The sequence below is a fragment of the Pseudomonas syringae group sp. J309-1 genome (assembly GCF_032582135.1).
GTDB classification, from domain to species: Bacteria; Pseudomonadota; Gammaproteobacteria; order Pseudomonadales; family Pseudomonadaceae; genus Aquipseudomonas; species Aquipseudomonas quasicaspiana.
In genome coordinates this window covers 1-25,950 of the sequence record NZ_JAWHNU010000008.1, presented here as the reverse complement: position 1 = coordinate 25,950, position 25,950 = coordinate 1, and the positions used below count along the sequence as shown (strand labels likewise).

Below are 25,950 nucleotides of genomic sequence, written 5' to 3'. Positions count from 1 at the left end.
TTCAAACCATTTAGCGCTTCGGTTCGACAGTGTTTTCGAATGAAATGCTGTCCCAGAAATCCAAGTGCACTCGCGCCTAGATCCTTACACTTAGAGAGCTCCTACAGACTTTTTACCTCCCACAACTGATCGAGCCTGGTTGTATAACTCTGACTCATCAGCTCGCGACGCATAGCCCACTCTGGATTGGAAGGAACACTCCCAGATCGTAAAGTCCCTCTGCCCCAGCGTGTGTTGATCTCGTCCAGGACTCCCATCACCTTCTCTGAAGATGCTGGCTGCGAAGCTGCGAACATGTCATCCGTAAATTCGCCAGGCTGTCGCAGGTCCAGCAACAGAACCTCAGCCTTGCTGTACTTGAACCCCGGTCGAAACAAACGATTCACTGCCTCCGTCGCCGCCCTGGTCATAAGGCGCACATCGTTAGTGGGGTATGGCAATTCAACCAAAGCGCCATTGGCGTACTTGGCTTCCTCCGGATTGAACATGCCGGTACGGATGCTGACGCGGATCTTCTTGCACAGTGAGTTTTGAGAACGGAGCTTCTCGGCAGCACGCTGAGTGTAGGTGGCCACCGCCTCTTTGATAGGCTGAATGGTTGTTAGCCGTTTTCCGAACATTCGGCTGCAACAGATCTCCTGCTTGGGTGGTGCAGCTTCGCCCAGCTCCAAGCAGGAAGTACCTGCCAGTTCACGTGCAGTCTTTTCAATCACAACGCTGAACCGGTCGCGCAGAGTACGCGGGTCGGCCGTCGCAAGGTCCATCGCGGTGCGGATGCTCATCGCCTCCAGGTGGGCATTCATCTTCTTCCCTACCCCCCAGACCTCTGAGACCGCCGTATTACGCAGTACCCAGTTGCGGTTATGCACGTCGCAAATGTCTACAACACCGCCTGTATGGGATAACAGTCGCTTTGCAGTGTGGTTGGCCAGCTTGGCGAGCGTTTTCGTAGGACCGATGCCAACACCTACAGGAATGCCAGTGCATTTGAGAATGGTCGCCCGGATGCGTCGACCGAACGCTGTGAGATCTCCAGGGATACCGGTGAGGTCAGCAAACGCCTCATCGATGCTGTAGACCTCGGAGGCTGGCACCATCGACTCGATGATCGACATGACACGCTCGCTCATATCGCCATAAAGCGCATAGTTGCTGCTGAACACCTTAATGCCGTTGCGGCGCAGCACCTCTTTGATCTGAAAATACGGAGCCCCCATTTTCACAAATGGCTTGGCGTCGTAGCTACGGGCGATGACGCAACCGTCGTTATTGCTGAGTACCACGATGGGCGTTTTCTCCAGGTCTGGACGAAAAACACGCTCGCAGCTGGCATAGAAGCAGTTGCAATCGATAAGCGCGAAGACAGTCTCATGCTTTTCCATGACGGCGCATGCTGTAGTTCACTACGCCCCAGATGACGAGGTTGTCACCCTCAAGGATGTGCTTGGACGGGTAGGCACTATTTTCGGATTGAAGTTTGACAACCCCATCCATCATGAAAAGCCGCTTGCAAATCGGTTCCGAATTATTGAGCGCTGCTACGACGATCTCACCATGCTCGGCAGTGCGACTGCGGTCGACGACGATCAAATCCTTATCAAAAATACCTGCCCCAATCATGCTGTCTCCGAGAATTTTCGCCAGATACACATGCGGTGCCCGTACCTCGGCCATTTCGTCCAGAGACACGTGCTTCTCGATGTAATCGACAGCGGGAGAAGCAAACCCAGCTGGCACCTGAAATGAGTACAGCGGTAGCTTGATCCCACCTTCAGACAACGGACCAATGATGACTACGCTCATGAGCAAGACCTTTCGATAAAGTTAGCTGTATGGATATACAGTTAACTCTTTGGCCTGCGCGCGGTCAATCCTACTGAAAGGCATTTTCGACGAGTGACATTAGAGGTGAAATCATGTGCGGACGCTACTCGATCTACGAATCCATGGACCACTACCTCAAAGAACTTGCCCCAGAGCAGCTCCTGATCAATGGGTACGACCTCCGGCCCATCGAGCGCTACAACGTAGCTCCTAGCACTCGGGTTGAGATCATCCGTCCCACCGAGGAAGGCCTGAGTGTCGACAAGGTTCGGTGGGGGTGGGAGCCTTTCTGGGCAAAAGGCAAACGACCAGCACCAATCAACGCGCGAGTCGAAACCGTGATGACGGGAAAGTTCTTCAAGGAGCTATGGCCTAACGGACGGGCAGTTGCACCAGCGAACGGCTGGTTTGAATGGGTTAAGGAGGCAGGTGACCCCAAGAAGAAGCAGCCCTACTTCATCCGCCTTAAGAGTAAAAAGCCCATGTTCTTCGCGGCGCTGGCCCAGGTGCACAGGGGGCTTGAGCCGCATGATGGTGACGGGTTCGTCATCATTACGTCAGCGAGCGATTCGGGAATGTTGGACATTCATGATCGTCGCCCTGTGGTACTGACGGCAGAAGATGCGCGGGCATGGCTTGATCTCGAAACTACACCGCAGAAAGCAGAAGCGTTGGCAAAAGAGCACTGTAGGATTGTTGACGATTTTGAATGGTTCACGGTAGATCGCGCAGTCGGGAACGTGCGGAATCAAGGACCGGAGCTCATCCAGCCTGTTAAGCATTGACTGCCCCACGTCCTTGACTTCGATTTGCACAGCGGCGGTCCATTGTCGTCTGCCAGAGGTCGTCCGCATCAAAAGGGGCGAAATGGGCTGAAGCAAATGGCAAAGCGAAGGGTGTGAATGGAATGGGGAATAAGGGTAAGTGCCTTACCCGAAAAGGCCGGCGAGTCCGCCGGAAAAGGACGCCGAAAGGGGTCGAAAAGCGGGCCTCCATAGGAATGTGATTTTACATAGGATCTTACTCAACTTGGAGACTACATTTATCTCGGCAGGCATGGCAACATCCGGTCGCTGAGGATGTTTGGATCCCACACATCAGATGGCAGTTTATGCCGATAACCTTTCGAGGACGGATATAGGTTTCGACTTGTCACGCTGAGCCATATAGAGCAAAAGGCCCACCAATGACTTCATCATGGGTGCCTAAATGCTCAGTTTCTTCAAGCGAAGAAAAACGTCTCCGATATCGTCCAGTGCCGCTGTTGGCTTTATCAAACCAGAGTCGCCCGACGCGCTGCTTTCTACTTCCCGTCGGCGTCAGTTGATTGAGAACATCTGGCAGCGGACCTCTCTGCCCCGAGACCAGTTTGATACGCTTTACATGCAGGCATTCAAGAGCTACGCAGCCTTAGTGCAGCATCTCCCTGCCTCTGAGAATCATCACCACGCATATCACGGTGGCATGCTGGATCACGGTCTCGAAATCGTCGCCTACGCACTGAAAATTCGACAAATGTATCTGCTCCCAATTGGAGCTCCGCCCGAATCACAGGCTGCCCAGTCAGAAGCATGGTCTGCAGCATCGGCCTATGGTGCGCTTGTCCACGACCTGGGCAAAATTGCGGTAGACGTCAAGATTGAACTCGCAGATGGCACTACCTGGCATCCATGGCACGGGCCTCTGAATCAGCCATACCGATTCAAGTACTTGAAAGGTCGAGACTACCGGTTACATGGAGCCGCGTCGTCGCTGATCTACTCCAATGTGATTCCGGCGAAGGCGCTGGACTGGCTCAGCGGGTTTCCCGAGCTCTGGTCTCAACTCGTGTTCGCGTTCGCTGGCCAGTATGAGCATGCCGATATCCTTGGTGAAATTGTCTCCCAAGCTGACCAGGCTTCCGTGGCACAGGAACTCGGAGGCAATCCTGGCCGGGCTATGTCGGCGCCCAAACAATCCATCCAACGACAGCTGGCTGAAGGCTTGAGGATGCTAGTCTCCGAGAAGTTCAAGTTAAACCAGCCCGATGGTCCCTCGGACGGATGGCTGACTCAGGACGGCTTGTGGCTTGTAAGCAAGCCAGCCGTAGATCAGCTCCGAGCTCATCTGCTCTCCCAAGGTATCGAACATATCCCCACCTCCAACGCCCCAATGTTTAACCTTCTCCAGGATCAAGCGATCATTCAGCCGAACGGAGACGGGAAAGCTATTTGGAAGGCCAGCATCGACAATGGTCGCGGCTGGAAGAACACGTTCACGGTACTGAAAATAGCTCCGGCACTGATCTGGCCGAACACAACTGATAGGCCAGATGCGTATAGCGGAACACTGACCGTGGAATCTGCAGCGATAACGGATGACAACGAGCCCCTGCCTGCTGGGGGAGACGAATCTGAATCCGCGAGAAACACACAAACACCTACAGCCCCGCCCCCTCATGCACCTAAGCAGGCACCTGCTGCAGCAAAAGATTTTGATGCGCTGGACGAGCTGCTCGACCTGTTCCCCGATCCGGTAGCGACAGCACCGACTCAACCGATGCCTGAGTCGGTGGACGATGGTGATCAGATTCCCTTTTTGCCCCCTACTCCGGCATCTCCCCGTCTTAGCCAACCTCGACAGCTTGAGGGTGAAAAAACAATGAAAGACACCGCCCTAGTCGAGGAGCCAGCAAAAGTTTCGCCTGAAGGTAGCTCAAATCACGGTGTGAACTTTCTCACTTGGTTGAAGGGAGGCGTGATCTCTCACAGGATCATCATCAACGACGCCAAGGCCCGAGTGCATACCGTAGATAGCACAGCGTTCCTGGTGAGCCCGGACATATTCAAACGATATGCACTTGAGCATCCAGATATAGAGCGAGAGGCGAAAGAACGTGATCTTGAAGCTTGGCAGGTGGTTCAGCGATCTTTTGAGAAGCTGAAAAAACATCGTAAGACTGCCGCAGGCTTGAATATCTGGACATGCTTGGTCAAAGGACCACGAAAAAGCAAGCAACTGCGGGGCTATCTGCTCATAGAGCCTACCGACGTCTTCAGCGAGGTGCCCTATGACAACCCAGTCATCAGCTTGGCAGAATTGGTAGACAAGGATACATCTGAATGAAACCGATGACTCTTAAGGAACTGACGCAGGAATACATTCTCACTCATGACCTGAGGCCCGACACCGTCAAGATCTACTGGGCTGCCACAAATTCCTACGTCAGATTCTTCGGCGACTGCCTTGCCTGTGAGACCACCCACCGCGACATGCTTGATTGGCGCAGATCTGAGCTCGAGCGGATATCCAAGCGCAGCTGGAACACTTACTCCAGCCATTTGCGCACCATCTACGGCTATGCAATCGAGCACGGTTTGTTGGATCTGGTTGCTAACCCACTCAAAAACACGCGGGTGATACCGCCCAAGCGCCCAAAAAAGACAGTCGCGAATGACGCTAGCGTCCGCGCTCGTAACTGGCTAATGATGTTGGCTGCGGAGGAGCGTGCCACCGCAAAACGGACAGAAATTACACCTGCCTGGTTTTGGCTGAGCGTGTTCGAAACGTTCTACTACACGGGAATCAGGCTCAACGCGCTGCTGTGCCTGAGATATGCGGACGTTTACCTGCGCGATCGGCTGATCAGAGTCAGAGGCGAAACAGAGAAGACTCATCGTGAGTTCCTGATTCCGATCCCGGACGGCCTGATGGCTCAGCTTGAAACCCTCATGCACGCAGCGAAGGCCTTGAGATTCCAGCCTGGTGACCAGCTGTTCAACGTGAACAGATTTTCAGGCCACTACCGGCGCCATGAGATGGACTCCAATCAAGTCGAGGCGATGTACAAAAAACTCACTGCGATGACAGGGATACGAATGACGCCTCACCGTTTCCGGCACACGATTGCCAGTGATCTTATGACGCTCCCGGAACGCAACATATATCTGACCAAGAAATTGCTGAACCACTCGAATATAGCTACCACGATGGATTACATCGAACCCGACTACGACATGATGCGGGAGGTGATGAATGAGCGAGGAAAGCGGCCGGCCAAGATCAGCTACATGGCAAAACCGGATGCGACGCTGCGTGCTGATAGACACCGATCAATATCTGCTCCAGTCAAGGACTTGACTCCGTTAACTACGACTCGCGAAACCACTACAGAAGCCGATAGCTTAGCTGGCCGAGCCTTGGCCAAGCCCCGCACAAAGCTTGCACAGATCTCGACCATCAGTCCATCAACCACTCCAGATACCAGGACAGAGAGCCACGACGATAGGCACTCGCCCTTTAGTGACCGCGACACCGCAGCCAACCAGTTACCGTTAGGCTGCTCCAGTCCGGAAGATCTGCTGAGAAGCTTGGGGGAACTCACCAGGTGGGTACAGAACAACATTGCAGGCGCAGGAACTGGTGCTGAACCAGTGATCCAGGACAGACCTGTCCCAAGTCAAGATGCTCGGCATCTACGCCCTGAAATGCTGGAACTAGCCGGATGGATCGGCAAGTCAGGCTAAACATCTGCGTTAGAGATTTGTAAAAATAGTCAATCTGCCATTATCAGCAGATGCATCGTGCTGCCGATTATCTAGTTGTCAGGCCTAATGACTGCTTCAAATGGGCCGATATACGCGCAGCACAGCTTTTTTTGACAAAAAAAAACGCCCCGCACACAAGCATCAGCTCGGTACGGGGCGCTCCAATTTGACATCACAGCTTGCTGGCGCTATGTTTCGCGACAGACGGCTGCTTGTTTGGGTATAAGACCCCTCATACGGTAAAGCCTGCCTCAACTGAGACATGAACACCCATCAGGGTCCTAAAGATACAGCCACAACAGTGTTTGGTCGGGGTAAGGGGATTCGAACTCCTGACATCCTGCTCCCAAAGCAGGCGCGCTACCGGACTGCGCTATACCCCGGTAAATCAAGGCACCTCAACTAGCTGCCTGCGACCTGATACGAGTGGCATCAGATCTTTAAGATTCGGTTTCAAGGTGAACCTTGAAACCAAAAATGGTGGGTCGTGTGGGATTCGAACCTACGACCAATTGGTTAAAAGCCCAATCGGGCGCCCCGTCGATTGATCCCGAACTCACAAGAGGCTCACTGGACTTGGGGTATCGCTGGTTCTGCCGATTCGGCCTCGAAAATGAATTCCCCCAATCACTCTGCATTTTCCAAGAACCTCCAGGGTCATTTTCGTAACAGCTCGCTTTTTCGATGGCTGTTCAACGAGGTGCTGCGTCACCGCATGGACGCGGCTCTGTTCAAGGGTGAAAGTTTTGCCGTGGACACCAGCGTCATCAAGGCCGGATGCCAGCCGGAAAAGAGGCGTACCCGGCAACGAGAGGTCAACTGGAGCGATCTGTCTCTCAGGCCAGTATAGCGAGGTTTGGAAAGGCCTTACCCAACTTAATCTACCTGTAGCAAATCACCTTCTCTTTCAGCGTCGATTCAGGATCTCTAGCGGAGTGACCCCGAAAGCTTTGCGGAATGCATGGCTGAAATGGGAAAAAACAGTGAAGCCAAAATCCAGCGCCGCCTGTGAAATGCTGCGCACTTGCCCCCGCTCGATAGCCTCCCGACTGGCGTGCAGGCGCTCCAGCCAAATGACCGAAGCCGGTGTTTTTTGATGACGGGCGAAAGCCCGTGTCACTGTGCGGGTAGAAACATGATGCGCCTGAGCGATGCGTTCTATCGTCAAATCAGTGTCTTGCAAGTGCGCCTTGATGTAATTCATCACCCGCCCATAAAGATCCAGTTCGGCATGGCTCGTTTGCAGGTCCTGTAGCTCCAAGCTAAGAACCAGCAGATCAAGCAAGGTTTGGGAAAAACGAGTGGCCACGCCTGCGTCTTGTGTCACCAAGGGCATACTGGTCGCTGCTCGAAGCATTTGCCGCAGCGGCATGACGCCAGGCCGACGATCATCAAGCATCGTCGCGGTCCACCGCTCGACGCTCGACGCTCGGCACACGCGCCGCTAACAAGCTCCGCGGGATTCGCACCAGATGATTCTCGCTGCCTCCCAGGCTGAAGCGGAACGTCTGGGTTGCGTCATAAAGAAATAGATCATCGGGCGCCAATGTCGCCTTTCTTCCTCCTTGCTCCAGTTGCCCGTAACCGCGTCGGGTGAATCCCAGCCAGAGGTCTTCGTTGGGCCCCTTGCGCAAATGCTGAGGCGTACGTTCCCAGTAATGAAGCGGCGCAGCCAGGGTGCTGATGTCCAGCATGCCAAAACCGCGCACCTCCAGTTGCCCATCAAAATCGCTGTGGGCTACGGGTTTGCTATCGGCAAGCAGGCAGTGGCGACACACCACTTCCTTCCAGTAAGCAAAGCGCTGTGGTGCGGCCACCGCGAGGGTTGAGTACATGGATTCCAGCAATTGTTCACCTCGCTTGCCTGGCTGTCAGAGAGGACGGCGCACATCAGTGGCTCGACTGCGCTCAGCAATCAACCAGTGAAGTCTAACGTCTGGTGACCGACACCCAGACTGGTACAGAGCGGGCGGTAGGTTCGATGCGTGGCAATACTGAACTGGCCAGTGAAACGCTAGGTATCGCCGAGGGCGCCAATGAGTCTCTTACCGTCGTCAGCGCGGCGGTAAGCGAGATCAACGACCTCAATCTGGTCATCGCCAGCGCTGCGCACACGTTGCACGGGAAGTGGACCACAACCTTATGAACATTCGAGATCTATCAGCGCAATCGTCATCAGGCGCGCAGCAAACCAGTAACGCAAGCCGTGAACTGTCGACTCTGGCTTTGGACCTGAACAATATCGTCGGACGTTTCCGCTTGTCCAGAGTCGGCGGCGCTCGCACTGCCATCGTTGATAGTGCGCAAGCTGGGGAGCGACTGCAGATTTCCCTAGCTGATTCGACTCCAGAGGCGACGTGTCAAGAGAATGCCGCTCTTATCTGACCGGAGCGGCAGCACAAATCGCGGTCCAAGAAATAAGGAGAGCGTGATCGTTGGATCCGCAGCTTTTACCAAACGGTAATTCTCGTTGCAGATTACGATCCTCAGCGCAGTGTCTGCCAAAATGCAACTGGCCTTACCTAGAGCGCTCGGGGCATTATCTGGACGACAAGAAGGTGCCGATGTTCAGACCGCTGCGCGGCCGATGGAAAGGGCCCAAATTACGGCCAACGGCATCTATACCGTGGTCGAGGCCTACGCCAAGAAGGCGGGGGTTCAGGTGACTGGGCTGGGGGCACGGGCTCAGGGCCACGGCAGCGACCAATGCCCTGGAGCACGAAGCAGACATCGCCAAGGTCCAGGCCTGGCTGGGCCATGCCAACATCAGCACGACCAAGATCTACGATCGGCGGCAGAACCGGCCGGAGGATTCACCGACATATAAAGTGAAATATTGAATTAGCGGGTAGGAATAAATCTGATGATTGCATCCGGCAAATAGAAGGTCGACAGCACGCGTAGCATAAATATGAAAAGCAACCTGAAGTCTAATACTTTAGGCGATACAATTGCAGAAAATGATAGAATCTATTGTTAGACGCATTTGTACCAACTTGCGTTTTTAGGCCCCTCATTGAGTCCGATGATGAGAGGGTGTAGTAGGAGGAAGAGGACCATGTAAAAGCGTTATATATATTCAGCTTCAGAGACACTGGGAAAGAGACAAGAAAATCAAGGTTTTGAGTTCCGCGCCTGACGACTCAGAGATTTTCGTGTTCAGATCTTTAGTGAAACCTTTTTCTTCGTCATTTACTTTGGCTCGCGCCGCTACACGTCGGAATAGGCAAGCGAAGGGGTGAAGCGCGCCAGCAAATTAGTGCATTAAGCGTTAAAACGTTAACGAATGCGCTAGTAGAATCACATAATGCCTTTTTCGTTCCTTTGGGTTATGCAAAGTTATTTAATATATTGACCTCGCCTGACAGCCTCCCCGATAAGTGCCAGGGAGACCGCAGATCAATAGAAGGATTAGGCTTAAAGTGATACTTATGTCCCCAGCGCGAAATCAATCACCATTCGGCCTTTAATCTCTCCCCTTTGCATTTCATCAAAGATATTGTTGATATCCTGAATTGGCCGCATTGCAACTTTAGGCACGACCTTTCCCTCTGCCGCAAACTGGAAGGCTTCAGCCAAATCCTGTCGAGTTCCGACCAGCGACCCAACAACTTGAATCCCATCCAACACCAGTCTTGGGATATCGAGGCTCATCGCTTCGGAAGGAAGCCCCACTGCTACCAAGCGTCCCCCTGCGCGCAACGCATCGACTGAGGAATTGAACGCAGCCTTCGCTACAGCTGTTACCACAACTGCGTGCGCCCCGCCTACTTTGTCCTGAATGGTTTTGGCCGCATCCTCATCACGTGAATTTATGACTAGATCAGCTCCCATTTGTTCGGCAAACCGTAGCTGCTCATCGTTGATATCCACGGCGATGACTTTAGCGTTGAAGACGTTCTTCGCGTATTGTAGGGCGAGATTTCCAAGCCCGCCCAGACCGTAGATTGCAATCCACTGACCGGGACGAATCTTTGAAATCTTTACCGCCTTGTAGGTGGTCACACCTGCACAAGTCACACTACTGGCGGCTGCGGACTCGAGTCCGTCTGGTACCTTGACTGAATAGTCAGCAACCACAATGCATTCTTCGGCCATCCCACCATCTACGGTATAGCCTGAGTTTTTTACATCACGACAAAGCGCCTCGTTACCGCTATCGCAGTACTCACAGTGCCCACATCCCTGGAAGAACCATGCCACACTGGCACGGTCTCCAGGCTTTAGGGAATTTACGCCCGGTCCAACTTCCTCAACGATACCGATACCCTCATGACCTAGGGTGACACCAGTTTTATCGCCGAAATCACCGTTCTTGACGTGCAGATCAGTGTGGCATACGCCACAGCACTGCATTTTCAGACGAGCCTCACCGTGTTTGAGAGCTCGTGAAGTTTTTTCGACGATTTCTACGCGTTTTCCTGGAGCGACGACTGCAGCTTTCATGGTTATTTCCTTGTTCCTGAACGTAAGTTTGGAATAGAACACATCATTTGTTCTGCTTCGATTTTTTTTACGGCTGGTCTACATCAACGATAGCCCACCATACTGTCGTGGCCAGTTACATCCAACCAAGCCAGGACCAATAGGTACTAGCGAACGCCAACAGAAGCAGATAGCCAATCACAGTTACACAGACTCCTACCTGAGCAAACTGCTTGGGATTGAAGGTTTCAGTGCCCAAGCAAACCATATTCTGCGGTGCATTGATCGGTAGAATGAAGCCAAAACTCATTGCGAAACCAAGCAGCATGGTCATTCCCACCCTACTGAAATCTCCAGGGAGGGTAACAAGCACAGCCATAAGGATTGGTAGCAATGCAGAGGTCAAGGCAGTCGCGCTGGCGAAGCCTAGATGGATCAATATTAAAAATGCACTGAGTATCGCAAAGACTCCAAGAGAGCCGATCCTGTCCAGGCCAGTATGTTCCACAAACTGACCGCCCAACCATTGTCCCGCTTGGGTAGTTAATAGGGCAGAACCCAAGCTGATACCTACACCAAATACAATTACTGTTCCCCAAGGGATACGCGCTTGCACGTCTTTCCATGTCATGACCCCAAAACGGGGCAGCAACAAGATCACCAGCCCCGCATAGGTCGTCGAAGTAGTGTCAAAAGGGTGCAATCTGCCCTCTGTCGCCCAAGCCATCAGCAAAAACAAGGACACCATTCCGAGTCTTTTTTGCGCAGCTGTCATAGGCCCGAGAGCGGCCAGATTTTGGTTAACGGCTGAGATTCCCCCTGGAACGGTATCACTTTCGGGCGGCAGCAGTTTCAGTACCAACATAATGAGCACGGCAGACATGATTACAGCCCACGGGGCACCGGCGATCAACCAGTCGATCCAGGAGACACGTTGGCCCAGCATTTTGTCCATGAACCCAATAGTCAGTAGGTTCTGAGCGGCGGCAGTTTGGATTCCAATGTTCCAGATACTTGTACCCTGCGCCACAATAATCATGATGCCCGCGGCAATATTGGACCGCTTTGCAACGCCAAAAGCCGCGATGACTCCCATCATGATTGGCACGACACAGGCACTGCGGGCTGTCGCGCTTGGCACAACAAGGCTGAGCAGAACGATTACAACCATCGCACCAAACAAAATACGCCGAGTACTCGCACCTACTTTTGTCAGGGTTACCAAAGCTATACGTTTATCCAAACCTGTGTGGGTCATCGCAGCGGCGATGAACAATGCCCCTACTACCAATGCAAGCGCTGGATTAGCGAACCCACTGAGTGCCATCGATATCCCGGCAGATGATCCGTACGTCTGCAGTGGATCCTGCAGGGTAGGGGCTGTACCGATGAGAATTGCCATCAGGGAGGTAATCATGATCGCGCTGGCTTCATATGAAACGGCTTCGGTGACCCAAACGACCACCGCAAAGACTAATATAGCCAACATCCGAAACCCTGCAGCTGGCAACTGCTCAGGAACTGGTAACAACAGGATTATAGTCAAGGCTACGCCAGCAACTATTAATCCTCTAGGAAAACGGATAGTAGTGGGATGCTCTGGTGATGCTTGCTCTGTCATATGATGCTCACTTAATGTGTTCAGGTGGAAGGTGATCTAGTCGCTCGTCACAAATTGTAGTATGGATTGGCATGCTTCTATCCAACAGTAACTGCGTTATTTCCCAATCGCCTACCGATTAAGGACTCTAAATTCAGCATCGCCTACTAGATTAGGCGCAATTTCACCACGGCCATAAAACTTAGGGCTAATCGAAACACTGTGAGCACCAGATGAATTACTAATAATACAGTTTGGTCCCCGCTAGTCCCCGCGGACTCACTGGATGACTATGGTCGCTTTTATCTAGCTAGCTTATTACTGGATTCTTACTTATCATTATAATTCACTTTTTTGAGGGGAAGTCAATGGTGTCCGCTCGACATTAGCGTGGCATATTGACACAGATCAACTCTTGACACTTGAAATGATATCACTATAAAGGAATAGAGGGCGATGCAATATTTACTAACCATAGCGAGGGTTAATATGTTTGAGCCTGGATACTATCGTTTCAGTGGGGTCGAGAGAGGTGATGCTGAAGCTTTGTACTGCGTCCATGTTCGGTATCGGAAACAAGTCAGTTCGGACTACGAATCCATCCTTTGCTTCGAGGTGAGCGGGAAAATCAATGGGTATATATTCTCTGGGGCATTTGAACTTCACCGCGATACCGCCTTCAACTTCGCAAGCCCACTTAACCGTCTGCTTGCAAAGAATGGGATTCCAGTTTCAAAAAGTTTGATCATGCGTCGACATCAGGACTATGACCTTATGTTTAAGGATATCCATTCACTACTCCAGCTTCGCTATGGAGAGCCTATAGACTTAGATCATATAGGTATACTTAAGCTGTGACTTGCCTCGCCGGAGGCTGAATATTCCTTTGAAATCGAGGCTCTAGCCTCGTCGGCGGCAACCTTGACCGCTCCTGGCCGATTGCTGCCGGTACTGACCGGCAGCTATGGGTCCAGGCTGTGTGAAAACGCACTGAATACGTCGGTCGAAAGTTGAGAACCACGGGCGTTGTCTGAGGCAACCAGAAGACGGAAGCCCGAATTGCCTTAGTCAGCTAGATAGACGTTCGTAATGCTGTTTGGGCCGCGTCAGCGGCCCAAACGGTTACTAACTGGCGAGCAAGTGACTGGATTTAGGTCCTGATCGCCTCAAGCACTTCTACTATGCCGAAGATGCTCATCATTCGTTTGAGGTTGTAGGCGAGTACATGAAGACTCATTTCGGTACTTACCCGCTGAAGTTTTTTGGTCAGAAAGTGGGTGGCTCCCATCCAATATTTGAGCGTTCCAAAAGGATGCTCAACAGTCTGGCGGCGAACCTTCATCTTCCCCGGGTCATGTTCCAACCGAACCTGCATCGCGTCGATTACCGCCTCATGTTCCCAGCGCTTCACACGGCGCTCCTTACCCGTCGTACATTGCTTTTGCATTGAGCAGGACTGGCAGCCCGAGAAGTAGTAACAATGCAATAACATGCCGTCTTCCATCAACGAATGCCGCCTGGTCAGTAGCTGCCTCGCAGGGGATCGATACTCGTCCGACGCAATAAGATAGATGAAATCCTGTTTGCCAAATCGCCCTTCGGCTTTGCTGCCAGATGTGAGGGGTTTCGGTACGAAGGTAGTGATGCCAGCTTGCTCGCAAGCATGGATTTCCAGAACTTTGTAATAGCCTCGGTCGGCCACCACCGTTAGCGATTCAGCCCTGACTTCTTCACGCGATTGGTTCGCCATATTGCTCAGTTGCCCACGATCATTAGCAACGTTGGTCACCTCATAGGCAACGATTAGATGGTGTTTGTCATCGACAGCTGTTTGTACGTTGTAGCCAACCGTTTCGGTGCCTCGGCCGCTCGTGGCAATTGAGCGTGCATCTGGGTCTGAGAGGGAAATCTGCTGGTCTGGACTTTCGTGAAGCTGCGCCTCGATGTCCTTGAGTTTCTGCATCTGCTTTTTTAGTGTTTCTATCTTTTCCTTAAGCCGCTCTGCTTTGGCATCGGTCACTTCGGGCGTTGCCCGATCCGCCGAATCCATCGCCGCCAGATATCGATCAATGCTCTGCTCGATCTGCTGCATGAGGGCTTTCACCTTGCCTGAGCGAAATTGCGGTCGCGATTATTGACGGCTTTGTATTTGCTGCCGTCGATGGCGATGATCGACTGGGAGAAGAGATTGAGGTTGCGGCAAAGAACTACGAAATGGCGGCATAAGCTGCGAATGGCTTTGCCGTTGTCTTTGCGAAAGTCGGCAATGGTTTTGAAGTCCGGAGCCAAACGCCCCGTTAGCCACATCAACTCGACGTTGCGCTCGGCCTCACGCTCAAGTCGGCGGCTGGACTGAATCCGATTGAGATAGCCGTAGACACAGATCTTCAGCAACACCGCCGGGTAATAGGCCGGACGACCAGTTGCGGCAGGATCGACGCCCTCAAAACCAAGTGCGCCCAGGTCGAGTTCATCGACGAAAACATCGACCACGCGCACTGGATTTTCTTCGGCTACGTAATCGTCCAGACACTCCGGCAGCAAGGTGACTTGCGTCCGAGCCTCACCTTCAATAAATCGCTTCATGATCGTCCCCGCTACGATCTCCACGATCAGAAGATTAGACAATTACGAGAGTTTTCACACAGCCTGGGTCGATTAAAGTCCTGGCTGGGCCACAGCAATCATCGCACATCTGGACTATCCCCGTTTCCGGATCAAAGCGATTCATGTAGGTTGTTATGCGGACCGCCTCTTGCGCATCGCGGCAAACGAGCGAAACCAGACCATCAATATAGCAGCGGCATAGAACGATCCATCAGCGATAGACGCAGCGAGCGGGTACAAAGTTCTGACCGTTGAAGTTGGTTTGCCGAAAACTAGGATCCACAACAACGTCCAGCGATCATCACGGCTGTTCACCGTAGCCCAGCTCCATTCGATGCGCTCCGTCGATTTCACCGAAGACATCTTCCATCCTCCTTGGTTAAAACCTTGAAGAATGGTTAAATCCCGATTGGTCTGGTATATTACCGTACCTTTTTAGAGTGTACCAAGGAGATCTCATGGCACAGCAGCAACCCGTAGCATCCCCTAACCACAGAACGGCCAAGGGGGCGCAGCGTCTTCGTGATCTCACGGACGTTGCCGCCGAACTGTTTCTGGAACGAGGATTCGAGTCGGTGGCAGTGGATGACGTCATCGCCCGCGTCGGAGGATCGCGCCGCAATGTCTACAGCCACTTCGGCGGCAAAGAGGGACTGTTCATCGAAGTGGTCCAGCAACTTTGCGCCGAGCTTGCGAAGCCGTTGGAGGAGCTGAACATTGCAGAAGACGAAGTACGCGACGGCTTGTCCAGCTTCGGGCGCCAGCTTCTGCAGACGGTCTTGCAACCGCGTACGTTGGAATTGCATCGACTGATGGTTGCCGAGGGCAAGCGCTTTCCCGAGCTTGCGCAAGCTGTTTTGCACGCTGGCCACTTCAAGGGGACTGAGATCCTGACGGCATGGGTCAAGGCCCACCAAGGCAACCGTACTAATGCGCTGCGCACCGAACTGCCGGCGCGAACGCTTGCGCAGCAGTTCGTCAATTTAGTGGTGATGGAGGCTCAACTGCGAGCGCTCGCTGGTCTCGACCCGCAGCCCCTGCCGGCCGACCAGCTTGACGCAATTGTCAATGACGCAGTCTCCACTTTTCTTCACGGCGCACAGGTCAAAAGGATTACTCATGAACATGGCTAATTTTTCCTGGAAAGCCGTCCTGGCTTTTCTTCTCGCTACCTTTTTTCTGGTTGGCTCAATCGGCAACATCCTCCTTCCCCCAGAGATTGCTGCCGATTACGCCCGATGGGGCTACCCCAGTTGGTTCCACTACGTGACTGGGGTACTGGAATTGGGCGCAGCCATTCTTCTGGCCATCAAGTCGCTGCGGTTCTGGGGTGCTGTGCTGGGTGCCGCAGTAATGGTCGGCGCTGCTGGCACGGTGTTGCTGCACGGTGAGTTCACCCACGCAGTCGCTCCCCTGGTCGTTTTAGCGAGTGCTCTGGTCGTCGGGTGGCTCAATAAAGCCGGAGTCAAGCCGTGAGTTATTCCTCTGCATCACCGAAGCCGGCAAGCATTCTGCAAGTTCCCGGCATCTTCGAGACAAACATCAGCAGTATCACGAACGATGCCACGGCAATGATCAGCACTGCCGGGACAGCTCGATGGGCTGCCTCCACATGTTGGCCGCGCAGTCCAGCCTGATCGTCGCTCAGACACTGCTGGCCGCTGCCGATCAGCGGATAGGCTCGTTGCGCGTGTCGGTTCTCAGAGCAATTGGGCCGGTCCATGCACCATCTGCCGGTACTATTCGATGGTGATGATGGTTTTTCCGCGTGAGTGTACTGCGACCTTTCCCCAGGCTTGTTCAGCCTCGCTGAGCAGGCGCCGACCAACAACGACCTTGATGCCCTTCTCCACGATAGCCTGCACGACCTCGCCGAGCCGGTCGTGGTATGCCGGAACGAACAGCATATTCGCTGTTACGCCGCGTTCTGCAGCGAGGGCTTCGTCCGGCGTTGCTACGGTGGAAATCAGCCGGCCGCCTTTGCGCAGTATTCCATAAGACTTGCTCTGCACTTCCCCGCCGATGAGATCGATCACGACGTCCACGTTCGAGGCGATCGTGGCGAAATCTTCTGCCGTGTAGTCGATCACCTGCGCGGCACCCAACTGGCGAACCAGCGCCACCGCGTCCCCGCTCGTGGTTGCCACCACATGCGCGCCGATCTTGTGCGCGAACTGCACCGCGAAGGTACCAACGCCGCCGGCAGCGCCATGGATCAAGACGGTCTCGCCAGCCTTGAGTTGCGCTATTGAGAACAGTGCGTGCCACGCCGTGCTGGCTGCGGTCGGAATACCTGCTCCCTCAAACGCCTGCAAAGTAGTGGGAAGTGCGACGCAGGAAGCTGCAGGCACTGCCGCTAATTCTGCCAAACCACCTCCCGCGGCCGGCGCATTCCAGGCAATCACGGCATCTCCGACCTTCCACTGGGTCACCGAAGAACCGACATGCTCGACGACGCCGGCGAAGTCGCTCGCCACGGTATAGGGAAGAGAGACCGGGAAGTAATCGGCCACCGCGCCGGCGACCACATACTGATCGAGCGGGTTGAGCGCCGCTGCCTAGACCCGCACCAACACCTGGTCATGGGCGATGTTAGGGATCGGCGTCTCCTGTAGGGTCGGGGTGTCCTTGTAGTTCTGAATGTGTATGGCTTTCATAATAAGTCCTCGGGGTGAAATGCAAGCCTCATTGGCTTGCGGGCGGTTGCCTTGTTCTTTTTCAACGCCGTGGAGGAGGCGGCGGCGCTCCGGCGGAACTGTCGCTTGGCACCGGGCTGCACCAGCTCTCTCGCCCATCCAGTCGACTGGGCGCGAGTCATTTCTTGAGGCACGAACAAGTTGTGCGCTACGATATTCGTGTTCAGTACGCTCAACAAGAACGCACAGATTTGTTCGTGCCCCCACACTTGCAGGTCCCGCGACCACTTCCGATAGACGATCCTCCTAACTTGCTACTTATGGCGCAATGCTCTCAAATACGGTCAATTGGGCGATGTTTGAAAGTGTTTCGGGACGCGTTAATTAACTGCTAATGATAAGCAACCGATGCATCAAAGCATCGCCATAGATTATAACCACTAGACCACTGACGGGCTCTTCGTTCGATGAAACCGGAATTATGGGAATAGCGCTCCTTGCTTTTTCACGCTAATTACCTGTTGAAGCACACTCGATAGCTGTTCTACAGAGTAGGGCTTATGCAATATCTCAAACCCCAAGGTGCCATTCTTAGCGAGCTCGTGACTGTATCCGGTCGCTAGCACCACCGGCAAATCTGGGTACAAGCGATGAATTTCTTGCCCTAAATCGATTCCGCTCATGCCTGGCATAACCACGTCAGAGAACACGATATCAAATCGGCGAGCATCCTTTGCCAATTCAGCGAGTGCTTCTTGGGCGTTGATTGCCAGGAATGGTACGTAGTCGAGGTCAGTAAGCAATTGAACCGTGAAGGTGCCCACATCTACATTGTCTTCGACCACTAACACGGTGGTCCCATGACCGTTAATGAGCGAAACAGGAGCATGAGCCTTTAGAGGTTCACCTGGCTGGACTACGCGAGGCAAATACAGAGTGAATGTGCTGCCCTGGCCAATCACACTTGTCACTACGATTTCCCCGCCCGATTGTTTCGCGAAACCAAAGACTTGGGAAAGTCCAAGCCCGGTTCCTTTCCCTACACCTTTGGTGGTGTAGAACGGCTCAAAAATGTGCCCCAGATTTTGTGGCGGTATACCGCAGCCGGTGTCACTGATCGAAACAGCAACGTAATCGCCGGCAATGGCAGGATGCGTTCGCACGGCGGGCAATTGCTCTGCAGCGTAGACTCGCAATGTGAGACTCCCCTGGCCTTGCATGGCATCACGAGCGTTGAGAGCCATATTCACCAATGCGGTATCAAACTGACTAGGGTCGGCACGGATGAAATGATTTTGCTCGGGCAGATCGAGAGTGATTTGTATCTGAGCCCCCACCATCGTCTCTATCATCCCTGCCAAGGCTCTTACCCCGTCACAGGCAACAAACACTGCAGGTTTCAATGCTTGTCGCCTAGCAAAGGCCAGAAGCTGTGCGGTCACCTTTGCCGCTCGTTCAACCGTGTCCGAGATAGCGGACACATACCGAGCCCGACGCTCGTCGGCAAGGTCAGGCCGTTTGAGCAGATCCGCAGAGGATTTGATGACCGTTAACAAGTTGTTGAAGTCGTGGGCTACGCCGCCAGTGAGCTGACCAATGGCTTCGAGTTTCTGAGATTGCCGCAAGGCTTCTTCTGCTGTAGACAGTGCCTGTGCGGCGTCGTGCTCAGCCGTGAAATCACGTCCCACGGCATTGATTTGCTGTTCATCGGGCTGGGTCGACCACGATATCCATCGGTAGCTGCCGTCTTTGTGACGATATCGGTTATCGAACCGTGAGAAAGCATGCCCATCAGCAGACATGCGAGTCCCTCTGAGCGTGTGCTCTATGTCGTCTGGGTGAATTAGTTCAAGAAGTGTTTGCCCCACCAACTCTGATTCGTCCCAACCTAACAAGGCGGTCCACGCGGGGTTCACGGCAGTAATCAATCCTTCAAATGTACACCGGAGCATGATGTCAGAAGACAGTAACCAGAGACGGTTTCGATCCTCGGTGCGTTGAGTCACCTCAGCTTCGAGCCGAGCATTGAGTTGCTCCAACTGTAAAACCGCTGCAGCCCGAGCCTCTTCGGCTTTATCTCTTTCGCGATCGGCTAATACCTGCTGAGTCATTTCGGTAGCCAGAAGCAGGACGCCGACAAACCCGCCACTCTCGCCTTGTATAGGTGAAAAGCTGTAGGTCCAGACGGTCTCTTCATCTTGCCCATGCCGGTTCATGATCATGGACAGTTTTTCGATGGCAAACCCTTTACCCGTTCTAAGGACTTCGGCAACTTGAGGGCCGAGGACGGGGCCGATGTCAGTCAGAACCTCAGGCATCGGTCGTCCGAAAGCCAAAGGATGCCGGTCTCCTAATGCAAGCCCATAGGCATCATTGTACAGAAGCCATTGCTGTTCTCCCCAATACAGAGCAGCGATGCCTTTGGCATTCAACACCAGCGACAGTGCCGTGCGCAGAGAGCCGGGCCAGCTGTCGTAACCGCCCAACGAGCTGCGCGACCAATCTGTTCCTCTCACCAGGTCACCCATTTGGCCCCCACCGATCATGGGTGGAACGTCCGAATATAGCTCCCCCATTGAGGAGGAAACGAATTCATCAGGAGGTGGAATGAGCATACCGTCGTAATCCAAAGGAGTAGGGAGGACTTTTCGATCAAGTGCTGTGTAAAGTTGCGTCAGATGTATGGCGGATACCGAAGCTGTATAAGTTAAACGAATACTGACTATCAGACCCCTTCTAAATACCACGGTTCGAGCGGAGGGCCATTTTCCAGGGATTTACGGCGCTAGTCTTATCACCTTAGAATCTGGCGCATTCGTTGGTTGTTAGCTTCACTGCTACCTCCTCGGCCAGATCTGGACAGCCATGACAAAGGCTCTCGGTCAAAACGAAGTGAATCCATGTCGTAGAAATCGTAGATGTCCGCTGATCACTCTCATGCTGCCCCAGTTCCCCCTGAGCAAGGAGCAGCAAACGCCGAAGAATTGGCCTACCGACTCCGTCAACAGCAGCTGACGGCAGATTTTGGGCTGCTCGCTTTGAAAACCCATGACGCAGGGGCATTGCTTCAGGAGGCTACCCGCCTGTGCGCAGAGGGCATGTCCACCTTGTTGTGCAAGGTCATGGCCTTTCACCCGGAAGAGGGCGACTTTTTAATGATCGCTGGTGTGGGCTGGAAACCTGGATACGTAGGGCATGCACGCTCAGGAGCCGATCTAGAAAGCCCGGCGGGTTTCGCTTTTCAAACAAGACGAGCGGTCATTTCCAACCACCTGCAGGCAGAAGCCCGTTTTCGCACACCACACATCCTGGCTGATCACGAAGTGAAACGAGCGATCAACGTGGTTTTACTAGTCGCGGATGAGCCCTATGGCGTACTGGAAGTGGACAGTCCGCTCGATGGTCGATTCACTGACGCTGATCTGGCATTTATGCAGACCTTTGCCAATCTCTTAGGCGTCGCGTTGGAGCGTCAGCGGTTTGAAGACGCACTGCGGGCTAACGAAGAGCAATTACGGCAACCCTTGGAGCATCAGCATGTGCTGACGCAGGAGGTCAGCCATCGGGTCAAGAACAGCTTGGCCATTGTGGCAGGGTTGCTGCGCGTGCAGAGCAACAGCTCATCGTCCACAGAGGCGCGACAAGCTCTCAGCGATGCAGAAACCCGGGTGTTGACCATTGCGCAGCTGCATGACCGGCTATGGCAAACAGGCGAAGTACGCAGCCTGAATCTGGAGGATTTCCTGGAGGAGCTTTGCGAGAAATTTAGCAATTCTGCGTCGACCAACATCCTGACGTATGAAGCTCCTCCTGTAATGATTCCTACAGATGACGCGATTCCTCTGGGCCTGCTGGTGAACGAGTTGGTCACCAATGCAGTGAAATACGCCTTTCCACAAAAATCTGGCGATGTAAGCATCAGCATCAAGCCCAGCGGCGATCGTCTACGACTGGAAGTACGCGATCATGGTCCGGGGTTACCTGAGGATTGGCAGCAAAGGAAACCTGCCAGCCTAGGCATGAAACTGATCTCTCGCCTGAGTCGGCATCTGGGAGGTGAACCTCAATGGCAGAACGCACTCCCCGGCTCGCGTTTCATCTTAGAATTCTCTGCGTGAATATTCCAAGGTTCTTCTGGTTGCCTTGGACTCACTATACCGTGATATCAAAATAGCTTAACGATTTCAAAATGCGCGCAACAGTGGTAGCCAAGAGTTCCAAGGGAAATGACTTAGTTAGCAGGTGCATATTCGGTCGAGGTAATCGGTTCTGGTTTTGGCCCCCTCTTCTTAACCGGAGAGGAACAAAACAGGCAACTGGGAATGTGACTGCTGAACGATCTCGGCCAATTGCCGACTGTTCATACCTGACAAGCCTACATCTGTAACCAAAAAATCGATACCAAGAAGCTTGTCCAGATTGTAAGGGGCTTCTTCAATACTCCAGGCGCTAAAGAACTTGATCCGGCGGCCGCCAAAGACTAATGACCCTGTTGAAGTCGCCGCTTATGAGGCTTCACCATAAGCTGTGTCACCCATTACGACATTTCGACTTTTGACGGCCAGGTGCTTAAAAGTCGAACCTCCCCTACCCTCACAGCGGCGAGTAGCTTTCTTGGGACCTGCTGGGAAGATGACCACTGCCCCAACCTTAAGGCAAGGTCGATCAATAGCTCCAGAATGCGCGACACAGCTAGGCCGCAATTTTCAGCACTAATTCGTGCTACTTCACCAGCTAGCATGATTTTGTGGTTGTGAAAGCTGCCAATGGGGGGGGCCGCTCCCTAGGACCTTAGGTGACCGCAATGTTCAATACGTAACTCAGAAACGCTAGCCCCAGCAAGAAGCTGAACTGGCGACCCCGCGTCAAATTCGGGCCAGGCGGGATGCCGAGATGGTCACGTTTTCAGTGGATATTAACTACACGATCATCCAGTGCGACGCGCGATTTTCCGCGCTACTAGACCGACCACAGTAGCACAACCTAAAACCTGAAATGAAAAACGAAAGCTCAGTCTCCGGCCGAAAAGGGCTTTAGGAACCATCAGGATTTTGTATTCGGATTTCTCTGCCCCCGGGATTGGGAACAGGTCTCAAAAAATTGTCGACCACATGCATCCAGAGATGCGATCAGCGGTACAGGCACTTACGCATGATGGCTGTATGATATTACTCAGGCCAACCTGGCCCTGCGAGGCCTCCGATGACCGATTTGCTGCGTACCAACCGTTATCACTTACATTTGCTGCTACTCACAACCCTGCTGACAGTGGTCGGTCTCGCCACCCTCTGGGAGTTCGAACTCGAGGCCTATGCGATGCTTTGGTTGGGGCTACCATACGATGGCAATTTTGAAGATGGCGAGCGATGGCGGTTTGTTCTGACTTCAACAAGCTTTTCGCTTATTGCGATGATCGTACCAAGTGTTGTGCTCAAGCACATGGTCTCCAACACCCAAAAAACTCATCGCCGTTTGTTGCGACTCCAAGCTCAAACTGAACATCTTGCCAATAACGATTCTTTGACCGGTCTGACCAATCGCCGAGTATTCATGGAAGCATTGCGCGAGCAACTCGCTCGGCACAAACCTCTGACGATAATGCTGATTGACCTCGATCACTTCAAGGCTATAAACGACGAGCACGGGCATTCAGTCGGTGATGCAACCCTGGTTGAAGCGGCTCGAAGGCTACAGGGCATTGCCAATCAACACGAAGGCATGGCCGTACGGCTGGGCGGCGATGAGTTCTGCCTCCTGCTCATGGGGCAAAAAGATCAAAGCGAGCTGACTCAGATCGCGCAGACGACGATCGCTCTGTTAGGCGCGCCTATGCCAGAGGTGTCCATACCAACTCCACTTGGGGCGACAGTTGGTGTGGCACGCTCATGGACAGACTCACAGGAATCTTCAATGCTGCTGCATTATGCGGATGCCGCAATGTACAGGGGCAAACATAGTGGCCGTTCTTCCTTTAATTTTTACGACTGTGCGTACGAACAAGAGAGGTTGGCTCAGCAAGATCTTGAGGCTGCACTGATCATGGCCGTGGAAAAAGAGGAAATTGTTCCCTTCTATCAGCCAATTGTGGCCCTGCCTTCGCAAACAGTTGTGGGTTACGAAATTCTTGCTCGCTGGATCAAGGATGATGGCACCACAGGAATGCCGGCGGACTTTATACCGCAACTCGAGCGCCTGGGGCTCATTCCGGTCATGACGCGCTCGTTAGTTAAGCAAGCCTGCCAAGCGGCCAGGGCGTGGGATGGCTCGCTGCATTTATCGCTTAACGTCAGCGCTGCCATGGTTACCGATGAGTCGTTTCCTGATTGCCTTTTGGATCAGCTTCGGCAAGAGAAATTTCCATTCGAACGTTTTGAGGTCGAAATAACTGAGGAGGCTCTTGTAGGAAACCTCGAAGCCGCACAACAAAACCTCAGTCAGCTCCACGCGTACGGCATTGTTGTAGCCCTTGATGACTTTGGAATGGGCTATTCAGGCCTGTATCATTTGACGCGGCTGTCCATCGACAAGATCAAGATTGACCGGTCTTTTTTTGAAGCCGGCAAGCTTGAGCATTTACCTATGGTAGAGGCAATCTTGGGAATGGCTCAAAGCCTCCAGATGAGAGTGACCGCTGAAGGTATTGAGGATTTTCACTTGCCCGACCTGCCAGAATGGCTAGCGCAGAATGGCTGTCATTATGCTCAGGGGTACCTTTATGGAAGGCCTCAGGCAGCTAACGACTTAGCAGCCCCACGACAACGCGTTCTTTGCCCTACGAGTGTTGAAGTTCCGGCAGCATAAGCGAGTTAAGCAATTTTCCGTTATTCGGCCTTATTGATGGCCAGCGCTACGTCGCCATCCGACTCGGCGAGAACTTCGGCACCGCACGCGGAGCAGGCCTTAGTCACCGCTGGAGTTGATCCGGGGAAATGCAACGTATTCGTCCGGCAAAATCATCTGGCCAGTTCCATAAATCCAAGAGCAGGAGGGCGATGGACAAGCAACCACTCCTCACCTTGGCTGAGGTCAGAAGGCAAAACCGGCAGCTGTCGCAATGTGCTGCAAAAGCGACTCCAGTTCCAGCAGAGGTCGTTATGCCAGCTCAGTCTGCTCCCTGCCAGCTGAAGGCTTACCTTGCCCCTTCGGTCCTGCAAAGCACGCATTTTCGTTACAGCGACGTACGCGAAATGCTAGGTCGAGATTGACTATCCCCATCGAGAAGGCATAGTTGCATAATTGGCGCTTTCATCGATCGACCAGCAAACTGATTGGCGGCGTACAGCCGGTAATAGGCATCTCCAAACGATCCCATGGGCCGCTTACCCTCGCGGATTACGAACGGTATCGCGATCACGCTGCGCAGGATGAGGAGTGTATGCGCCTGGTGGAAGAGGCGACGGCGTTGAAGTTGATCGTGAGCTATGAAAGAAGTTTTCTTCGTCCCATGCTTGAGTGAAGAAGTGGCCCACCACATCGTAAGCGAACGGCGAGCACATCTTGCGCTGATTAGGCAGGCGTCCACTGGTGCGACAGCAGCTCGATCTCACTTGCCAGCTGCGTCGTTATATGCTAGTCAATTATTTGACTCAGTCAACAACGACTCGCGAAACCACTACAGAAGCCGATAGCTTAGCTGGCCGAGCCCCGCACACTGCTTGCACAGGTCTTGACCATGAGCCCATCGACTGCTCCAGATATCCGGACAGTGAACCACGACGATACGCCCTCGCCCGTTGGCGACCGCTACACCGCAGTCAGCCAGTTGCCGTAAGGCTACTCCAGTCAGGAAGATCTGCTGAGAAGCTTGGGGGAATTCACCAGGCGGGTACAGAACAACATTGCAGGCCCAGGAACTGATGCTGAACCAGTGATCCAGGATCAGACCTGTCCCAAGCCAATATGCTCGGCATCTACGCCCTGAAGTGGTGGACCTGACCGGATTGATCGGCAGGCCAGGATTACCAACTGCATTAGAGATTTGTAAAATACTCAAACTGCCATTATCCGGAGATGCTTCGCACTGCCGAATATTCAGTTATCAGGCCTAATGACTGCTGTATATGGGCCGATACACGCACAGCACAGCATTTTTGCAAAAAAAAACGCCCCATACACAAGCTTTCGCTCGGTACGGGGCGCTCCAATTTGACATCACAGCTTGCTGACGCTATGTTTCGCGACAGACGGCTGCTTTTTTGGGTATAAGACCCCTCATAGGTAAAGCCTGCCTCAACTGAGACACGTACACCCATCAAGGTCCTAAAGATACAGCCACAACAGTGTTTGGTCGGGGTAAGGGGATTCGAACTCCTGACATCCTGCTCCCAAAGCA

17 protein-coding genes, 1 tRNA gene and 7 pseudogenes are annotated in these 25,950 nt (G+C 53.3%); 13 read left to right on the top strand and 12 right to left on the bottom strand.

The features are described 5' to 3' along the window. Positions 1-101: 101 nt before the first annotated feature. Together umuC and RX972_RS06580 are read right to left on the bottom strand one after the other, a co-directional pair. Positions 102-1,382 carry a translesion error-prone DNA polymerase V subunit UmuC gene (gene umuC, locus RX972_RS06585; protein ID WP_316873481.1) on the bottom strand — a complete coding sequence of 427 codons (1,281 nt, stop codon included), beginning with the start codon at positions 1,380-1,382 and terminating at the stop codon, positions 102-104. Continuing rightward, positions 1,369-1,803, bottom strand: a complete 435-nt coding sequence (locus tag RX972_RS06580) for a LexA family protein (protein ID WP_231672285.1) — start codon at positions 1,801-1,803, stop codon at positions 1,369-1,371. Before RX972_RS06580 ends, umuC begins: the two co-directional genes overlap by 14 nt. A gap of 113 nt (positions 1,804-1,916) precedes the next feature. On the opposite strand from RX972_RS06580, the gene RX972_RS06575 reads away from it, so the two are divergent. The 3 genes from RX972_RS06575 (at position 1,917) to xerC (ending at position 6,329) form a co-directional block, all read left to right on the top strand. After that, positions 1,917-2,609: an SOS response-associated peptidase family protein gene (locus RX972_RS06575; RefSeq protein WP_316873476.1), complete on the top strand. Its 693-nt coding sequence runs from the start codon at positions 1,917-1,919 to the stop codon at positions 2,607-2,609. A gap of 424 nt (positions 2,610-3,033) precedes the next feature. Next, positions 3,034-4,929: a MobH family relaxase gene (mobH, locus tag RX972_RS06570; protein WP_316873474.1), complete on the top strand. Its 1,896-nt coding sequence runs from the start codon at positions 3,034-3,036 to the stop codon at positions 4,927-4,929. After that, on the top strand, positions 4,926-6,329 hold the full coding sequence (gene xerC, locus RX972_RS06565) for a site-specific integrase (protein ID WP_316873472.1): 1,404 nt from the start codon (positions 4,926-4,928) through the stop codon (positions 6,327-6,329). The genes mobH and xerC overlap by 4 nt, the downstream gene beginning before the upstream one ends. Before the next feature lie 327 nt (positions 6,330-6,656). Here the strand turns inward: xerC and RX972_RS06560 are convergent. After that, positions 6,657-6,733: transfer RNA gene (locus tag RX972_RS06560), tRNA-Pro, on the bottom strand. Between the two features lie 148 nt (positions 6,734-6,881). Here RX972_RS06560 and RX972_RS06555 point away from each other — a divergent pair. After that, a pseudogene (locus RX972_RS06555) lies at positions 6,882-7,179 on the top strand (transposase); the annotation flags it as partial. A 78-nt stretch (positions 7,180-7,257) separates the two neighbouring features. Here RX972_RS06555 and RX972_RS06550 read toward each other — a convergent pair. Next, positions 7,258-8,185, bottom strand: a pseudogene (locus RX972_RS06550) (helix-turn-helix domain-containing protein). 74 nt (positions 8,186-8,259) lie between these two features. Between RX972_RS06550 and RX972_RS06545 the strand changes: the two are divergent. Both RX972_RS06545 and RX972_RS06540 read left to right on the top strand, forming a co-directional pair. Beyond that, positions 8,260-8,615, top strand: a pseudogene (locus RX972_RS06545) (methyl-accepting chemotaxis protein); the annotation flags it as partial. 254 nt (positions 8,616-8,869) lie between these two features. Next, a pseudogene (locus RX972_RS06540) lies at positions 8,870-9,190 on the top strand (tyrosine-type recombinase/integrase); the annotation flags it as partial. A gap of 589 nt (positions 9,191-9,779) precedes the next feature. Here the strand turns inward: RX972_RS06540 and adhP are convergent. Both adhP and RX972_RS06530 read right to left on the bottom strand, forming a co-directional pair. Beyond that, positions 9,780-10,796 carry an alcohol dehydrogenase AdhP gene (gene adhP / locus RX972_RS06535; RefSeq protein WP_316873470.1) on the bottom strand — a complete coding sequence of 339 codons (1,017 nt, stop codon included), beginning with the start codon at positions 10,794-10,796 and terminating at the stop codon, positions 9,780-9,782. 115 nt (positions 10,797-10,911) lie between these two features. After that, the gene (locus RX972_RS06530) at positions 10,912-12,396 is read right to left on the bottom strand and encodes a DASS family sodium-coupled anion symporter (RefSeq protein ID WP_316873468.1); all 1,485 of its coding nucleotides are present in this window, start codon (positions 12,394-12,396) and stop codon (positions 10,912-10,914) included. A gap of 435 nt (positions 12,397-12,831) precedes the next feature. Here RX972_RS06530 and RX972_RS29435 point away from each other — a divergent pair, with 435 nt between their 5' ends. Further along, a complete protein-coding gene (locus tag RX972_RS29435; protein ID WP_410478203.1) occupies positions 12,832-13,233 on the top strand; it encodes a DUF5064 family protein in 402 nt (133 codons plus the stop codon). Between the two features lie 292 nt (positions 13,234-13,525). On the opposite strand, the pseudogene RX972_RS06525 reads toward RX972_RS29435, so the two are convergent. Continuing rightward, a pseudogene (locus RX972_RS06525) lies at positions 13,526-14,961 on the bottom strand (IS1182 family transposase). 153 nt (positions 14,962-15,114) lie between these two features. Then, positions 15,115-15,345, bottom strand: coding sequence for a hypothetical protein (locus RX972_RS06520; RefSeq protein WP_316873466.1), 231 nt, complete (start codon positions 15,343-15,345; stop codon positions 15,115-15,117). Between the two features lie 95 nt (positions 15,346-15,440). Between RX972_RS06520 and RX972_RS06515 the strand changes: the two genes are divergently transcribed. Both RX972_RS06515 and RX972_RS06510 read left to right on the top strand, forming a co-directional pair. Further along, positions 15,441-16,115: a TetR/AcrR family transcriptional regulator gene (locus RX972_RS06515; RefSeq protein WP_316873464.1), complete on the top strand. Its 675-nt coding sequence runs from the start codon at positions 15,441-15,443 to the stop codon at positions 16,113-16,115. After that, positions 16,108-16,458, top strand: coding sequence for a DoxX family protein (locus RX972_RS06510; RefSeq protein ID WP_316873462.1), 351 nt, complete (start codon positions 16,108-16,110; stop codon positions 16,456-16,458). The genes RX972_RS06515 and RX972_RS06510 overlap by 8 nt, the downstream gene beginning before the upstream one ends. Before the next feature lies 1 nt (position 16,459). Here the strand turns inward: RX972_RS06510 and RX972_RS06505 are convergent, their stop codons facing one another. The 4 genes and pseudogenes from RX972_RS06505 to RX972_RS06495 all read right to left on the bottom strand — a co-directional run bounded on the left by RX972_RS06505 (position 16,460) and on the right by RX972_RS06495 (position 20,233). Beyond that, positions 16,460-16,705: a hypothetical protein gene (locus RX972_RS06505; RefSeq protein ID WP_316873461.1), complete on the bottom strand. Its 246-nt coding sequence runs from the start codon at positions 16,703-16,705 to the stop codon at positions 16,460-16,462. A 16-nt stretch (positions 16,706-16,721) separates the two neighbouring features. Then, positions 16,722-17,333, bottom strand: coding sequence for an NADP-dependent oxidoreductase (locus RX972_RS06500; RefSeq protein WP_410478206.1), 612 nt, complete (start codon positions 17,331-17,333; stop codon positions 16,722-16,724). Then, positions 17,316-17,528, bottom strand: a pseudogene (locus RX972_RS29430) (alcohol dehydrogenase catalytic domain-containing protein); the annotation flags it as partial. The pseudogene RX972_RS29430 and the gene RX972_RS06500, both read right to left, overlap by 18 nt. Positions 17,529-18,097: 569 nt before the next feature. Beyond that, positions 18,098-20,233, bottom strand: a complete 2,136-nt coding sequence (locus RX972_RS06495) for a PAS domain-containing sensor histidine kinase (protein WP_316873457.1) — start codon at positions 20,231-20,233, stop codon at positions 18,098-18,100. A 423-nt stretch (positions 20,234-20,656) separates the two neighbouring features. Here RX972_RS06495 and RX972_RS06490 point away from each other — a divergent pair, with 423 nt between their 5' ends. The 4 genes and pseudogenes from RX972_RS06490 to RX972_RS06475 form a co-directional block, all read left to right on the top strand. Further along, positions 20,657-21,736 (top strand): histidine kinase dimerization/phosphoacceptor domain -containing protein, encoded by a 1,080-nt coding sequence (locus RX972_RS06490; protein ID WP_316873456.1) that lies wholly within the window; start codon positions 20,657-20,659, stop codon positions 21,734-21,736. A 1,084-nt stretch (positions 21,737-22,820) separates the two neighbouring features. Then, positions 22,821-24,419, top strand: a complete 1,599-nt coding sequence (locus tag RX972_RS06485; RefSeq protein ID WP_316873454.1) for a putative bifunctional diguanylate cyclase/phosphodiesterase — start codon at positions 22,821-22,823, stop codon at positions 24,417-24,419. 427 nt (positions 24,420-24,846) lie between these two features. Continuing rightward, positions 24,847-25,074: an NIPSNAP family protein gene (locus tag RX972_RS06480; RefSeq protein WP_316873452.1), complete on the top strand. Its 228-nt coding sequence runs from the start codon at positions 24,847-24,849 to the stop codon at positions 25,072-25,074. Positions 25,075-25,190: 116 nt separating this feature from the next. Then, positions 25,191-25,576, top strand: a pseudogene (locus RX972_RS06475) (site-specific integrase); the annotation flags it as partial. Positions 25,577-25,950: the final 374 nt, after the last annotated feature.